Annotated in this window: 14 protein-coding genes; 12 read left to right on the plus strand and 2 right to left on the minus strand. The window is 47.9% G+C overall.

Features of this window, described 5'->3' with window-relative positions; translation table 11 throughout:
* Positions 1-9 precede the first annotated feature (9 nt).
* From QTP81_RS15595 to QTP81_RS15630, 8 genes are all read left to right on the plus strand, one after another.
* Positions 10-2022: a coiled-coil domain-containing protein gene (locus tag QTP81_RS15595; protein ID WP_289366771.1), complete on the plus strand. Its 2013-nt coding sequence runs from the start codon at positions 10-12 to the stop codon at positions 2020-2022.
* A gap of 5 nt (positions 2023-2027) precedes the next feature.
* Positions 2028-5084 (plus strand): tetratricopeptide repeat protein, encoded by a 3057-nt coding sequence (locus QTP81_RS15600; RefSeq protein WP_289366772.1) that lies wholly within the window; start codon positions 2028-2030, stop codon positions 5082-5084.
* On the plus strand, positions 5071-5763 hold the full coding sequence (locus QTP81_RS15605) for a tetratricopeptide repeat protein (protein WP_289366773.1): 693 nt from the start codon (positions 5071-5073) through the stop codon (positions 5761-5763). The genes QTP81_RS15600 and QTP81_RS15605 overlap by 14 nt, the downstream gene beginning before the upstream one ends.
* Complete coding sequence (locus tag QTP81_RS15610) at positions 5741-6127, plus strand: hypothetical protein (RefSeq protein WP_289366774.1); 387 nt, start codon at positions 5741-5743, stop codon at positions 6125-6127. Before QTP81_RS15605 ends, QTP81_RS15610 begins: the two co-directional genes overlap by 23 nt.
* A 106-nt stretch (positions 6128-6233) precedes the next feature.
* Entirely contained in the window at positions 6234-6905 is a 672-nt protein-coding gene (locus QTP81_RS15615) for a MotA/TolQ/ExbB proton channel family protein (protein WP_289366775.1), read from the plus strand.
* Between the two features lie 5 nt (positions 6906-6910).
* On the plus strand, positions 6911-7462 hold the full coding sequence (locus tag QTP81_RS15620; protein WP_289366777.1) for a biopolymer transporter ExbD: 552 nt from the start codon (positions 6911-6913) through the stop codon (positions 7460-7462).
* The gene (locus QTP81_RS15625; protein ID WP_289366778.1) at positions 7459-8001 is read left to right on the plus strand and encodes an ExbD/TolR family protein; all 543 of its coding nucleotides are present in this window, start codon (positions 7459-7461) and stop codon (positions 7999-8001) included. Before QTP81_RS15620 ends, QTP81_RS15625 begins: the two co-directional genes overlap by 4 nt.
* Positions 7998-9023: an AgmX/PglI C-terminal domain-containing protein gene (locus tag QTP81_RS15630; protein ID WP_289366779.1), complete on the plus strand. Its 1026-nt coding sequence runs from the start codon at positions 7998-8000 to the stop codon at positions 9021-9023. Before QTP81_RS15625 ends, QTP81_RS15630 begins: the two co-directional genes overlap by 4 nt.
* A 50-nt stretch (positions 9024-9073) precedes the next feature.
* Here the strand turns inward: QTP81_RS15630 and QTP81_RS15635 are convergent, their stop codons facing one another.
* Entirely contained in the window at positions 9074-10030 is a 957-nt protein-coding gene (locus QTP81_RS15635; protein WP_289366781.1) for a glycine betaine ABC transporter substrate-binding protein, read from the minus strand.
* A gap of 87 nt (positions 10031-10117) precedes the next feature.
* On the opposite strand from QTP81_RS15635, the gene QTP81_RS15640 reads away from it, so the two are divergent.
* A complete protein-coding gene (locus QTP81_RS15640; protein ID WP_289366782.1) occupies positions 10118-10540 on the plus strand; it encodes a hypothetical protein in 423 nt (140 codons plus the stop codon).
* 16 nt (positions 10541-10556) lie between these two features.
* Here the strand turns inward: QTP81_RS15640 and QTP81_RS15645 are convergent, their stop codons facing one another.
* The gene (locus QTP81_RS15645; RefSeq protein ID WP_289366783.1) at positions 10557-10970 is read right to left on the minus strand and encodes a DUF2177 family protein; all 414 of its coding nucleotides are present in this window, start codon (positions 10968-10970) and stop codon (positions 10557-10559) included.
* Positions 10971-11108: 138 nt separating this feature from the next.
* On the opposite strand from QTP81_RS15645, the gene lexA reads away from it, so the two are divergent.
* The 3 genes from lexA (at position 11109) to ctaD (ending at position 14968) form a co-directional block, all read left to right on the plus strand.
* Positions 11109-11735, plus strand: coding sequence for a transcriptional repressor LexA (gene lexA / locus QTP81_RS15650; protein ID WP_289366785.1), 627 nt, complete (start codon positions 11109-11111; stop codon positions 11733-11735).
* A 479-nt stretch (positions 11736-12214) separates the two neighbouring features.
* Positions 12215-13336: a cytochrome c oxidase subunit II gene (gene coxB / locus QTP81_RS15655; protein WP_434533000.1), complete on the plus strand. Its 1122-nt coding sequence runs from the start codon at positions 12215-12217 to the stop codon at positions 13334-13336.
* A gap of 9 nt (positions 13337-13345) precedes the next feature.
* Positions 13346-14968: a cytochrome c oxidase subunit I gene (ctaD, locus tag QTP81_RS15660; protein ID WP_289366787.1), complete on the plus strand. Its 1623-nt coding sequence runs from the start codon at positions 13346-13348 to the stop codon at positions 14966-14968.
* Positions 14969-14978: the final 10 nt, after the last annotated feature.

Raw genomic sequence — 14978 nt, forward strand, 5'->3', positions numbered from 1 at the left:
GGAACACGCGTGAAACTCAAATACTTTCCATTAAAACTTGGGCTGGTTTTAGTGCTTATCGCATTGGTGCTGGCTGTGACTACGCCTTTGCAAGCACAAGACGAGCAGGACGTGCCCTCGCGGCTTGAGCAGTTGCGATTTGGCCAAGTTTTATATGAATACTTTCAGCAGCAGCCTTTGGCCACTTTGCATGCCATCGAGTTAGCCAAGCATAATGGTTACCCGGCAGATGAGCAGGCGCGCTTGCAATTGATCGAAGGCGGAGCGAACTTGCAGCTAGGGATGACCCGCGCAGCAACACAGCACCTCGAAGCGCTGTTAGCAGAAACACAGCCACCGGAAATTCAGGCGCAAGCCTGGTATTGGTTGGCGAAAACCGCCTTTCAGCAAGGTGCCTACCAAGTGAGTGAACAGGCGCACACCTTATTGCAAGACGAAACCCTCGAAGATTATATTGAACTCAGCCAGCGCAATGAATTGGAGTACCAGTCTGCGTACTATCAATTACAAACCAACCCACAGGCGTGGCAGCAAACGCTGGGCGTTATTGACACAAACAGTATTTGGTTTCCTTACCTTGTCGCTAATGCCGGTATCCAAGCATTCAACAGTGGCGACTATGAACTCGCGACAGAGCTATTTGTTGATGCGATAAAATCTGCGAGCACACCACGACAAAACGCCTGGGACTGGTCATTTGATTGGTTTAAAGTGCCGACCGTTTCGTGGTGGCCTTGGTCTGAACCCGAAGCGCAAACACCGCAGATAGATACCGAAACCTATGAGCGCAATGTTTTATTAGACCGCCTTTATTTGCTATTAGGCCAAGCCTTTGTTCAACAGAACAACTTCCCTGCTGCCTTTAATGCGTTTAAGCAAATCCAAGCCGACAGTTTATACGCCGAACAGGGTTTGTTGGCCTATGGTTGGGCGTTAGCCAATGATTCGCGTTGGTCTGAAGCTATGGCAATTTGGCAATATTTACAGCAATCCGGTAAAGGACTTCCAGCATTACAGGCGACGCATGCCTTGGCCTATGGTTATGAGCAGCAAACAGATTATCAACAAGCGTTTGCGATGTTAGGCACGTCTTTAGAGCAATTAGAATCGGCGCGGATAAGTTTGAACGCGATCGTCGAAAACTCAGCATATACCGAGTTTTTCTATCGCTTGGCGACTGAAGAGCAAATTGAGTCGAGTAAGCAATGGCCGCGGATCCATCAAGATTTGTTGGTTGATTTACTCAGCGGTGACAATCAAACCAACACTGCAAAACAGTTGAACGGCGTATTGCAGTTACTTGATGTCAATCGCTTGATTGCACAGCAACAACAAACGTTGAACTACTTAGAGCAATTGCTCGATGAACGCACAGAGGCTCTAACTGGGCGCGCAGCGCAATTACAACTAGCTGCTACAGAGCTTACGATCAGTGAGAGTGAACAGCAGTTACAGCAATACAGCGAGCGAGTTGCTGATGCCGCAGTAAACCCGCAAAACCTAGCTAATGCAGAGCAGCGAGAACAACTGGAGCGGGTGGAAGCGGCACTTAAGCGCCTCAGCAGCATTCGCTCAAATCCTGATTTACCCGCACGCAGGGCTGCGCGTATCGACCAGCGCTTGCAGCGCCTGCGTGGCATCCTCATGTGGGATTTACAAGAACAGCAAACAACGAGTCAGTTTGCCCATGAAGCCAAAATTGCCCAAACACGTGCAATCCTTGATGAAACGCTCGCGCGTTTTAACGCGCTTCAAGGGCTGACGGGCGACCGCCAGGCATTAACGGCAACTGTAGGCGAGCAGTATAAGCGTTTGTTTGCGCTACGCGAACGCTTCAGCACCAAATTAGAGGAAACAATGGCATTGCAGCAACAGCTTATTGCGTCGTTGCGCAATCACTTAATGGTAGCTGTGGCACAGCGCGATGCAGTGTTGCTCGAACAAATAACGGCTACTCGGCTCGCCATGCTGCGGATGCAGGATATCAGCTACTCTCGTCAACAACAGCGAGGGGGTGACTAATGTCTATGCGTCTTAGAAAAGTAGCGGTTGCGGTTAGTTGTATGTGCGCTTTAAGCGCGTGTAGTTGGAATCGCGCTGAGGTAGTTTTAGCGCCATCAAACAAAGTCGCAGCTGATAGCACGACCCGAGACAATGCACTGGTTAACCTAACATTGGAGCCGATCCAGGCTGAGCCTTCGACGTTGCCAGCGACTACTTTGAGTGATTTGCGCGACCAGTATCACGCGTTGATGCCAATGGTTGAAACGTTGACTGAACAACCAAGTACTGAGTTGGCTTGGCAGGGCGAGCTGAGTCAAGATATTCGCAATCGACTAGCCGATATTGAAATGCTCCTTGCTGAAGAGGCTCAGGCCGAAGGGACAACTCAACCTGCAGACGGTAATTATTACACCGTTGCGATTGAAGCCTACGAAGCGTTGTTAGCAACCGAACAAAGCGCAGCAACGCCACTATCGCCTTTGGCCAAAGAAAATGTGCTGTATCAGCTCGCGCGGGCTTATGCGTTGCAGGGTGACGATCAACAAGCCGTGCAATATTCAAAGCGTCTATTAAAGCAATTTCCCCACAGCGACTTTGCTGGGGAATTATATTTCCGCGAGGGCGAGTACCATTACAACAATGGTAACTATCCAGCAGCCATCACTGCCTACGAAAAAGTATTACAAGCCAAAGGTGAGGTAACTTACGCATACGCCCTAGAAAATGACACCTTCTACGCCATGTCAGCGTACATGAAGGCTTGGAGTCACTTTAAATTAGAACAATATTCGCGCTCGATAGACGCCTTTATCACGATGCTAGAGGCAACGTTAGCGACGCAAACGTATGCACAGGCACACAAACCCATTGATGAGCTGGGTTTGAGCGAGCAAAAGCTGGTGGAGGATGCATTGTCGATGACGGCTTTAATGTTCCGTTCACAAGGCAGCGCTGATGCTATTGTTGATTATTTTCGCTTTGCCGGTGAAAAACCGTTTACCTATCTTGTTTACGATACGCTCGCGCAAAAACTGCTGGACGACAGTCAGTATCGCGACTCTGCGCGTGTGTATTTAGCATTTGCCCAAGAGTATCCGCTGCATGAAAGTGCCATTGACTCGTTCATTAAACACATTGATGTGTACATTATTGGCGACTTCCCCTCGGACGTGTTACCGGCCAAACAGCGCTTTATTGAAGCCTACGGTATTAACGGGCCACACTGGCAAGGGTTTACTGCCGAGCAGTTTACTCGAGCAACGCCATACCTGGAACAGTATCTACAGGAGCTTGCGCAGTTCGAGCATTCACTCGGTCAGCAAAGCATCGCAGCATTAACTGAGCTGCAAGCTGAAGCGACTGTTGATGCAGAGCGCCAAACCTATTTAATCGAGACGCGCGACCAAGCCTACGCGTTGGCCGAGCGCTGGTATCGCGAATTTATCGCGACCTTTGGGCCAGGGGAGAAGGTGGCAGATACGCAGTTTTTCTTGGCTGAGAGCTTGTATGAGATTGGTCGTTATGCCGCGGCTGTGGCTGAATATGAAGCCTTTGCATACACCTTTATTGATCATCCACAGGCGTCTGATGCGGCTTACACGGCATTGTTAAGTTTGACCGAGCTGGCAAAGGAGCCAGCGTCGTTAGCGCTAAACGATCAAGCTAGCGCTATGGCATTCACGCCATTGCAGCGCAGTCAAGCGCGGTTTTTGCAGTACTTTGGTGACGATCCAAGAGCGAACAAGATCGGCATGAGTTTGGCGCAATCATTATTTGATGCCCAGCAATACCTCGATGCGATGACGTGGGCGCAGTGGTTATTGGCGCGTGATATCGAACCAGATGCACAGCAAACTGCGCGTCTGGTGTTGGCTCAAAGCCAGTTTGAAGTTGAAGATTACGCCGCTGCACAGGGCAACTATCAAATACTGTTAACCTTACTTAATAGTCAAGACCCTTTGCATGGCGAGTTAACCGATAAGCTCGCAGCGACTTTTTATCAACAAGCACAACAGGCACTAGCCAGTGCTCCCGTTCAGTCAGATCCGTCAATGCCAATCAGTCCAGAGCGCGCACAAGCGCTGCGAAGTGCGGTAAGCCAGCTGTTACAGGTAATTGAACAAACGCCAAGCTCAGCAATAGCCGTAAACGCGCAATACGATGCCGCGAGCTATTTGATGCTGTTATCAGATTGGCAGCCAGCGATTGATTTGTTGGTCGATTTTGAGCAGCGTTACCCGCAACACGAACTAACCCGTTCAATACCCGAGCGACTCATTGTGGCTTATGAAAATAGCCAGCAATGGTTAGCGGCTTCAGCGCGACTCATCACCCTATGGCAAAGCGATAAAGCCAGTGAGAAAGGGCGTGAGGCGCTATATCTAGCTGCTGAGTATGCGGACAAGGCCGGTGCTGTAGATATAGCCTTACCGCATTTTAGAACCTATGCGCATAGTTATCCTTCACCATTAGCACAAGCCAATGCTGCGCGTTATACACTGAGTGAGTACTATCGCGAAAGTGGAGAGGACAGTAAGCGACGTTTTTGGCTCAACAAGTTGATCGAAGCAGATGCCCAAGCAGGCAGCGAACGCAGTAACCGCTCGCGCTATCTTGCGGCGATGGCCTCGAGCGTGTTCGCCGATGATGCCTTTTATGCTTTCAAACGCATTCAATTGACCTTGCCTTTGCAAGATAGCATTCAGCAAAAACGCGATGCAATGCAGGCCGTAATAAAAGCTAATCAGAATATCATTGATTATAAGGTCGCTGAGTTCACGACTAAAGCCGGTTACCGTTTAGCCGATGCATACGCTTCATTAGCGCAAGCCTTGTACGATTCAGAGCGCCCAGAAGGCCTTGATGCGCTTGCCTTGGAGCAATATGACATTCTCTTGGAAGAGCAGGCTTATCCGTTTGAGGAACAGGCCATTGCCATCCATGAGTCTAACGCCCAACGCAGTTGGCAAGGTCTATACGACGAATGGGTCGCACAGAGTTTTGCTGCTTTGGCGCGATTAATGCCTGCGCAGTACAACAAGCAAGAGCAGCAAACGGAGGTCGATTATGGCGAATTCTAAAATCGTATTTAAGTATTGCGCCTTAGTGATATACCTCGCTGTACTTTCAGGTTGTGCGACTGTCGAGCAGTGGTTGCCACAGACTGAAGACGTCGCCGAAGTGCCAACCGCTGAAACATCATCCACATCGCCAGAGCCAACTGTGGTGAATCGTTTTCGCAGCAGTGCTAGAGCGCTATCAACGCAGCAAAAGGCTTGGGTAGGCACGTTAAAATCCCAATTGGATAGTGATGATCACGCGGGCATCAGTGCGACATTGCGAATCATGGCTGATAGCTTAGGCGCAGGACAGAATGAACCGTCGATGTTGCTAGTTGCAATGGGCGATGGAGCACAGCGTATTGGCGAGCAACAAGATGCTTTAGCTTATTGGCAACGTGCGGTAGAAATAAATTCAGATAATTATTTTGCCCACGATCGTTTGGCAACCCATTACCGAACGACAGGCGATTTTGACCTAGCGAAAACCCATTACGGCCAAGCCCTGTCTGCATGGCCTGGGTTCACCAATGCCTACCGTAATCGCGGTATTTTGTTCGACCTATACATGGGCGACAAGGCTGCGGCGCTTAACGATTACGTGCGCTACAAACAATTATTGGAGCAAGACGGACAACCTACCAAAGAAGTTGACCGCTGGATAAGGGAGATGCAACGTGCAATTGAACAAAATGCTTAAAGGGCGCCGCCAATTTCGACGGGGTCGTAAACTCATTACGGCTTATTTGGTCGTTACTGCGTCGGCTGTCATGATTGCTGATGTGAAAGCGCAACAAAACGCTGCCGATACCGACGGGGTTATCCGCCTTGAAGAGACTATTCGCGGTGATCAGCAACAACCTCGAGTGTTGTCGATTGTGCCGTGGGATTCACCTGCTCACAAGCGTATTGGCCGAGTTGCATTGACCGGCGATAGAACGGCGTTTATGGAACCCCTCGAACGGTCAGCGTTTTTACAGCGTGTTGCGCTTCACCAGGCTTTGCTTGGTGCTGCTACATCTGAAAATACACAAGATAGCGCAGCCAACGAAAATAATAAGTAGGGATAAGTACTAATACTCAACAGCAGTTTTTTTTCTGTACACTGCTTCACTCATATCAATCAATCTGTGGCTGAGCACAGCTAAAACGCATAATTCGGAGACCATTATGGATGTTATGCAAACTATCGTTCGTTTCTTTCAAGAAGGCGGACCTTTCATGTTCCCCATTTCTATAGTGCTCGCACTTGGCGTCGCCGTAGCACTCGAGCGCTACGTGTTCTTGTCGATGGCCAAGCGCACCAATAAAAGCGCTTTTGCACAGATTGAACCTTTGCTCGCGTCGAGCCGATTTGACCAAATCTTAGAAATTGGCAAAAGCAGCAGCGCACCCATCGCCCGCGTAGTTGCGGCCGGTGTTGCACGTTTGAGCATTAGCCCACGTCGTGAAGATATCGAATATGCAATGGAAGAGGGTTTAATGGAGTCTATTCCTCGCTTAGAAAAACGCACGGGCTATTTAGGTACGCTGGCAAATATCTCAACGTTGTTGGGATTACTAGGTACGATTATCGGCCTGATCGCCGCTTTCTCAGCGGTAGCAAATGCCGACCCAGCAGAAAAAGCCAGTTTGCTTTCACAAAGTATTTCGGTAGCGATGAACACGACAGCCTTCGGTTTGATTGCTGCTATTCCGCTGCTAGCATTTCACTCGGTGTTGCAAACCAAAACTACCGAGATCATCGATAGTATGGAAATGGCTGGCGTTAAGTGTTTAAACACTCTGGTAGCCAGCAACAACATCCGTCCGCAAACTCGCTCTTCAGATAACAGAGATTAATCACTATGTTAGGCCGTCGCGGGCGACATAAACACACCAAGGCTGATGCTGAGCTCGACATCACGTCATTTATGAATTTGATGATCGTACTTGTACCTGTGCTGTTGATGATGATGGTATTTTCTCGAATCACGGTAGTCGAGTTACAACTACCGGGCTTGAGTGAAGCCATTGCCAACAATGAGCCGGTCGAAAATCAGAAGCTAGAAGTGTTGGTCACGAATACACAGCTTGAAGTGTATTTCCCACAAGGTTACTTGGTGAAAGAAATACCTATGATAACCAGTGGTGAAGAAGAGCGTTATGTGCACGATTATGCGTCGTTGCAAACGACACTCAAGCAAGTTAAACAAACCCTGTTAGCTAAAGAAATTGAAAAAGACGACCTCATCCTGTTGTTGGACGACGATGTGCCTTATCAAACCATCGTCACCTTAATAGATACGGTAAGAGCTTACCCCGAAGTGGTGGCAGCATCGGTAGTCCCAGCTGAGTTGTTCCCTAACGTTTCAATGGCTGATGCGCCGTTGCGCCGTCAAACTGGAGGCTCACAATGAAGCAATCAGTTCGCGCCAAGCGTATGGCTCGCAATCATCGTCGTAACTCTGCGCAAGGCAAGCTAAGTCTAGTATCCCTGATGGATATCTTCACCATATTGGTATTTTTTTTAATGTTAAATGCCTCTGATGTCCAGGTACTGCAAAACGACAAATCACTAACGCTACCAAAATCATCGACAGAAACCGCCGCTGAAGAGCAGCTGTTAATGACGGTTAGTCAGCAGCGCATTTTAGTTGACGGCAAATTAATCATGACCATTGATGATGTCTTAGCTGACCAAGATGGTGAATTAGATGCACTGGCCAACGAGCTGCGCTTGCGCAATCAATTCCGCGCAGCAAATCTAAGTCCAAGAGATAGCGAAGACGGCGTGTCAGACGCATTTGCCATAACCATCATGGGTGATCATGAAATTGAGTATCAAGCGCTTAAGAAGATAATGAAGACTTGCGCGCAGTTGGGGTATACCAACATTTCACTCGCGGTTGAATTTGTTGAAGGTGAGTCGCCGTTACCTGCTGAGGGGGCATTATGATTGCGGTGACGCCTTACTACTTTTCGACCCTGCCGTGGTCAAGTGGTGAAGATGAAAATCGCCGCTTTAAACGCTTTGTTCTGATCACGCTGATCCTTACCGTGGTGTTAACGGCCTTGGTATTCTTCATCGACGTACCAGAGCAGACCCGTGAAGAAAAAGCCAAAATTCCGCCGCAGTTAGCAAAAATCCTTGAGGCCGAAGAGCCGCCAGTGGTTGAGCTACCAGAGCCGGAACATGAGCCAGACCCAGTGGTTGAAGAACCTGAACCCGAGCCGGAACCTGAGCCAGAGCCAGAGCCAGAGCCAGAGCCAGAGCCAGAGCCAGAGCCAGAGCCAGAACCTGAGCCAGTAGTGGAAGAGACGCCACCACAACCTGAAGTGCCTGAAGTAACTGATGAACAACGCATCGAAGAAGCACGTGAAACGGCCTCACAAGCAGGTGTAATGAATTTTGCGGATGATTTAGCGAGCCTTCGCGATTCGGTTGATGTAGGCAATTTGGCTGATACTGATCTCACCGAGGGTGCCGGAGAGCAAGAGCAAACCCAGCGCAATCTGATTGGGCAGGTGGTTGATCAAACCAGCGGTGGTATCGATTTAGGTGAATTATCTACCAATGTAGGTGCGAGAGGATCACTTGAAGGGCGCAAAACCACTGAGTTTAATGCGCCTACCGAGGGGACTGCTGCATTGGCTACGCAGCGCGTCAATAGTGAACCGACAGTGGTGGGTGATCGCAGTGTCGAAGAGATTCGCAAGATCATGTCGCAGAACAATGGGGGATTGTACTCATTGTATCGCCGTGCTTTGCGCAGCGAGCCTGAGTTGCAAGGTAAACTTACTGTTCGATTGGTCATTGAGCCAAACGGTCAATTGAGTGCCGTAACATTAGTGGGTACAGACCTTGACTCAACTGAATTAGTGGAGCGTCTACTGGCGCGGATCAGATTAATCAGTTTTGGTGCACAAGACGTCACAACTACGGAAATCGAATATACTTATAACTTCTTCCCATTTTAGTTGCTTTGCATCACGCAGGGCTGGCACTCCGGTCAGCCCTGACTTTATTCTCAATGTTGGGCTAAACAACTCGCATTAATCCATCGGTTTATTTCATTTGCGTATTTGAGTCGCCACATTTGTGCCGCCTGATCTTCGTCCAATCCGTCAATAAATACCATCGCTGGGGTGTCGATTAGCATTTCTTCGGTGAAGCTTACTTGCTTCAAGAATTGATAAATGCACGGTTGCTCATCTACCAATTTAGGCCAAATTATCTTTTGTATCCAAACACCTAGTCGGTTTGCACAATCGTGCGTCATTTCTTTATTCAGTCCCCAATTTGGGTTGGTTTCGCATTCAGGCTGAAATGCGGGGAATTGAACGAAGCTTCCGGGTATATGCTTGTCTGTCCAATTGGGCGTCCAATTGTGTAAAACGATAGGTATTTTATGCTCGGAAAATAGCCTTAACGTTGACCAAAGCTCATTTGAGTCAGAAACGCGTTCTATTTTGAAATTTAATCCCAGAGAGCGAATGATTTCGGCTTCATGATTATCCCACCCGGCACTAAAAAACGTTCCGATTGGTGCCGGACCATCGGAGTCCACGTCTTTAACGAATATGCTCGAACACAAATTAAATGCCTGCCAATCGGGTAGGCCCGGGCATAGCTCCTCGACGTAACTTGGATACCACCACTCTTCTCTGGCTTGGACTTGGTGCCGACCAATAATCAATATTTGTTCCGCTTGTACTAATCGGTCAAAAGTCTCCGATCGGTCTGGCTCCCATGCTTCAATCTGTACGTGCGCCAGCCCTGTTCTCAACGCTCCAAACTGCTCGGCATATCCCAATTCAGCATATTCGACTTCAAAACCATATTCTTCTAACACTTGAGCAACGACTTTTGTATGGACGCGCTGTGAGGCCCAGTCATTCAACACAAAAACGATAGGTTCAGCCTTTACAAGAGACATGCTTGTTGAGAGATAGACGCTAACAATAAACAGTACAAACTTCGTCATATTTTGATTCGCAATTGAACTACAAAAACTAGGTGTTTTTCTAAAAGATAGTATATTCTCAAGATAAAACCTCCTCAGCCATTGCTTATGTATACAGCCAAAACTAAGCACTATCAGATTTGGTGCGAAAACAATGTCTTGATCGCAGTGATTCGCGGCCAATGGGATGCCATTGAAGCTGAAGCCTACGTTCAAGACTTTCAAGCAGTCGCTCGAAAACTAATTAACGAGCCGTGGGCTCATATCACCTACTTAGATGATTGGCGGCTTTCTACGCCAGACGCGTCAGGACCTATACAAGAACTAGAACGCTGGTGCATGAACAACAATCTGCACTGCGACGCTGTTGTGTACGCTGAGCATGCAATAAAAGATTATGTTTTAGAGAATGCCTTACAAAACACTAGTCGTAATCCCGATGTTTACCGCCACTTCACATCTTCAAAAGAAGCCATCGACTGGATTACCCGGAAGGGATTTTTGCCTACCAGTGAAAGAATTGTCGGATAAACAGGCGCCGTGCACTTTAGTCTGACTGTTGCATCCACTTACTGTAAAACACTCGGTAGCCGCAGTAACTAATCGCGCCAGAGACGAAGGTTCCCCATACCCAGTCTTTGATGGTAATACCGATAGGCCAAGTGGCTAAAATGGCGTAATTGGTCATGTTGTAGGCGCCGTAAGCGGCCAATCCCAACAGACAACCATGCAGGGCGGCCCTAATAGCGGCGTTTGGGGGCAACACTGAGATAATTATCTTCACGACAACGGCTGAATACATGAGATAGAACATTGCCCAAGGCCAAACGGGGAAATTGTCGCGCATTAAATGGCCGATCGCGGCCTGGTAGGCCTGTAGTGAAACTAAGCCTAGCCAAATGTAATCAAGCAGCAAATAACTTAATAGAGTGGCTAAATACGCGAAAATATAACGCTTCATCGTGTAAACTCGTGATTGATGTGTGACTGTATTACGCTGCCATACGCCTTTCAGATTGACAAATTCACAGTAAAGTTCTTGTTTCCAACGAATAACTGTATATACTCACAGTTAACTGTATAGAAAAACAGGCTGGTTATGCGTCCACTAACACAACGACAAGAAGAAGTCCTTACACTGGTAAAGAACACCATGGCGGCAACTGGAATGCCTCCGACGCGGGCAGAAATTGCCCGTGAGTTGGGCTTTAAGTCTGCTAATGCTGCTGAAGAGCACCTCAAAGCGCTAGCACGCAAAGGGGTAATCGATATTCTGCCAGGCACATCACGGGGTATTAAGCTCAATATTCCACTCGATGAAACGGTTGAAGAGGACTTGGGTTTGCCTTTGGTCGGTCGTGTTGCAGCTGGTGAGCCCATTCTTGCTCAAGAGCACGTTGAGTCTCATTACAAAGTCGACCCAGCCTTGTTCCACCCACAAGCTGACTTTCTGCTGAGAGTTAACGGTATGAGTATGAAAGATATCGGCATATTAGATGGCGACTTACTCGCAGTGCATCGCACTAGCGATGTTCACAATGGTCAGGTTGTCGTGGCTCGCGTAGATGAAGACGTCACGGTTAAACGCCTAGAAAAGCGCGGCCGCGAAGTGCTATTGCATGCAGAGAACGAAGAGTTTCAACCGATCAAAGTGGATTTAGCGTCACAGCCTTTCGCAATCGAAGGTATCGCTGTTGGGGTTATTCGCAACGCTGATTGGATATAGGCAGTAATACAACCAGATACAAAAAGCCGTGTTTAACACGGCTTTTTTGTTGCAAACGATTCGCTCATTTCTCTTTGTCATACTTTTCGGTTTTTCGCGTAATCAAAGCGTTAATCTATTTGGCATCACTACACAACCGCATTATCTGATATAGATTTCTATCGATACTCACTCGCTGTGAATTGCAGTTTTTTAATGTTTAGTTAGTCAATCATCAATGATCGTCACTGAAATGTTTAAAAAACAACCTATTGGTAAAAAAAAATTGAGAAAACACTAGACTAAGCCTACCTATCCGAGTAATTCTTATACACTTCTTAACAAAAGAATAACAATAACTTGCAGGGCCATTTACAACAGGTGCGCTATTATCCCTTTTCGGGGACGGTATTCATCTGCTTTTTTTGCGCCTAAAGCATTATTCAGGACTAGCACGGAGGTGTTGAGTGAAACCGCTCTTCAAAAAGGCTGTCGCCGCTATCAGCCTATTTGCATCAGGCGCTGCATACGCAGAGACCGCAAGTAAAGGCGATCCTTACCAGCTTAATTTGACTAACGGTGTTACTGATATTAGTAACCAAGTGTATGACTTACACATGTTGATGTTTGGCATTTGTGTAGTCATAGCCGTGTTGGTGTTCGGGGTCATGTTTATCTCAATGTATTTACACCGCAAATCTCGCGGTGTAAAGCCCGCTACTTTTCACGAGAGTTTGAAGGTTGAGATCGCATGGACAGTTGTCCCTTTCTTGATCCTCATCGGTATGGCAATCCCCGCAGCGAATACCCTTATCGCGATGGAAGATACCAGTGAAGCGGATATGACGGTCTTGGTGACCGGCTCACAGTGGAAATGGCATTACAAGTATATGGATCGCGAAGTTGAGTATTTCTCGTTGCTTGCAACCCCACAAACACAAATTACTAACCGCTATGAGAAGGGCGAAAACTACCTGCTCGAAGTGGATCGTCCGTTGGTTATTCCAACCGGTCAAAAAGTGCGCTTCCTGATCACATCTGACGATGTCATTCATTCATGGTGGGTACCTGATTTCGCTGTGAAAAAGGATGCCAACCCGGGCTTTATCAACGAAGCGTGGACGCAAGTTGATGTACCGGGGATCTACCGCGGTCAATGCGCGGAGTTGTGCGGTAAAGATCACGGCTACATGCCAGTTGTGGTCATCGCAAAAGAGCCAGCAGAGTACGAAGCATGGATCACTGAACAAGAAACGGCGCAACGCATTGCAAAAGAAGAAGAACAGCGCCTTCTAGCACTGAGCATGAGCATGGAAGAGTTAATGGCTGAAGGTGAACGTGTTTACATGGCAGCTTGTGCTGCTTGCCACATGCCTAACGGTGAAGGTATTCCGGGTGTATTCCCTGCACTTAAGGGCAGCCCCATGGCATTGAATGATATTCCAGCCCACATTGATATTGTATTGAACGGTAAAACCGGAACAGCGATGCAAGCCTTTGATAAACAGTTGACGCTATCTGAAATCGCAGCGGTAGTGACTTACGAGCGTAATGCTTGGGGTAACAATACTGGCGAAATGGTTCAGGCTAAAGACGTCAACGACATCGCAACTGGTCAATAGGAGAGAGTTATGAGTTCTGCAACTGAACATGCGACTACAGATGTCGCGCATGGCCATGATGAGCATGCACATGACGATCATCATCATGCCATACCGACCGGTATAAAGCGCTGGTTGTTTACCACAAACCACAAAGACATCGGAACATTGTACCTGTGGTTTGCATTTATTATGTTCTTGGTTGGCGGCGCCATGGCGATGGTTATTCGCGCGGAGTTGTTCCAGCCAGGTTTACAAATAGTTGATCCTAATTTCTTTAACCAAATGACCACGGTGCACGGTTTGATCATGGTATTTGGTGCAGTTATGCCGGCATTTACTGGCTTGGCGAACTGGCTAGTACCGATGATGATCGGTGCACCAGATATGGCATTGCCACGGATGAATAACTGGAGCTTCTGGATCCTGCCATTCGCATTTGCAATTCTACTTGCTTCGTTGTTTGTTGAAGGTGGTGGTCCTGCTTTTGGTTGGACGTTCTACGCCCCGCTTTCTACAACCTATAGTTCTGACAGTACAGCGCTATTCGTATTCTCTGTGCACATTATGGGTATCAGCTCAATCATGGGCGCGATCAACGTTATCGTAACCATTTTCAACATGCGTGCGCCTGGTATGACATGGATGAAAATGCCGCTATTCGTGTGGACTTGGCTAATTACTGCATTTCTACTGATTGCCGTTATGCCAGTGCTTGCGGGTGTGGTAACCATGGTGCTCACAGATAAATATTTCGGCACTAGCTTCTTTGACGCGGCTGGTGGTGGTGATCCAGTATTATTCCAGCACATATTCTGGTTCTTTGGTCACCCAGAAGTGTACATTATGATCTTGCCGGCATTCGGCATCATCTCGCAAATCATACCCACGTTTGCACGTAAGAAACTGTTTGGCTACGCCTCCATGGTTTACGCCACGGCGTCGATTGCATTGCTGTCGTTTATTGTATGGGCACACCACATGTTTACCACGGGTATGCCGCTGGCTGCAGAAATGTTCTTTATGTTTGCGACTATGCTTATCTCGGTACCAACGGGTGTTAAGGTGTTTAACTGGGTTGCTACCATGTGGCGCGGCTCTATGACCTTTGAGGTGCCAATGCTGTTTGCGCTGGCCTTTATTGTGCTGTTTACCATTGGTGGCTTGTCAGGTTTAATGCTAGCGATTACACCGGTTGACTTCCAATACCATGATACTTACTTCGTAGTGGCTCACTTCCACTATGTATTGGTAACGGGGGCAGTGTTCTCCATCATGGCTGCGGTGTATTATTGGCTACCGAAATGGACAGGTAAGATGTTCGACATCACGTTGGCCAAATGGCACTTCTGGTGTTCACTGATTTCGGTAAACGTGTTGTTCTTCCCTATGCACTTTGTCGGTCTGGCCGGTATGCCACGTCGTATTCCTGACTATGCACTGCAATTTGCTGACTTTAACAAGTGGATATCAATTGGTGGCTTTGCCTTTGGTTTGTCACAGCTTATCTTCCTTGCTTTGTTGATAAAGGCGTGTCGTAAGCAAGGCGAACCGGTGTCTGATCAAGTATGGGAGGGCGCAGAAGGTCTTGAATGGGAAATCCCTTCGCCAGCACCGTATCACACATTTGATACGCCACCGGTAGTGAAGTAATAGGTTACTA

The sequence above is a fragment of the Neoalteromonas arenosi genome (assembly GCF_030362855.1).
Lineage (GTDB): Bacteria > Pseudomonadota > Gammaproteobacteria > Enterobacterales > Alteromonadaceae > Alteromonas_E > Alteromonas_E arenosi.

Excerpts from the sequence above, each read along its gene's own strand:
- QTP81_RS15640 (WP_289366782.1), top strand. The coding sequence starts at position 10,118 with ATGTATACAGCCAAAACTAAGCACTATCAGATTTGGTGCGAAAACAAT.
- lexA (WP_289366785.1), top strand. The coding sequence starts at position 11,109 with ATGCGTCCACTAACACAACGACAAGAAGAAGTCCTTACACTGGTAAAG.
- ctaD (WP_289366787.1), top strand. The coding sequence starts at position 13,346 with ATGAGTTCTGCAACTGAACATGCGACTACAGATGTCGCGCATGGCCAT.
- QTP81_RS15645 (WP_289366783.1), bottom strand. The coding sequence starts at position 10,970 with ATGAAGCGTTATATTTTCGCGTATTTAGCCACTCTATTAAGTTATTTG.
- QTP81_RS15635 (WP_289366781.1), bottom strand. The coding sequence starts at position 10,030 with ATGACGAAGTTTGTACTGTTTATTGTTAGCGTCTATCTCTCAACAAGC.
- QTP81_RS15600 (WP_289366772.1), top strand. The coding sequence starts at position 2,028 with ATGCGTCTTAGAAAAGTAGCGGTTGCGGTTAGTTGTATGTGCGCTTTA.
- QTP81_RS15620 (WP_289366777.1), top strand. The coding sequence starts at position 6,911 with ATGTTAGGCCGTCGCGGGCGACATAAACACACCAAGGCTGATGCTGAG.
- QTP81_RS15605 (WP_289366773.1), top strand. The coding sequence starts at position 5,071 with ATGGCGAATTCTAAAATCGTATTTAAGTATTGCGCCTTAGTGATATAC.
- QTP81_RS15630 (WP_289366779.1), top strand. The coding sequence starts at position 7,998 with ATGATTGCGGTGACGCCTTACTACTTTTCGACCCTGCCGTGGTCAAGT.
- QTP81_RS15625 (WP_289366778.1), top strand. The coding sequence starts at position 7,459 with ATGAAGCAATCAGTTCGCGCCAAGCGTATGGCTCGCAATCATCGTCGT.
- QTP81_RS15615 (WP_289366775.1), top strand. The coding sequence starts at position 6,234 with ATGGATGTTATGCAAACTATCGTTCGTTTCTTTCAAGAAGGCGGACCT.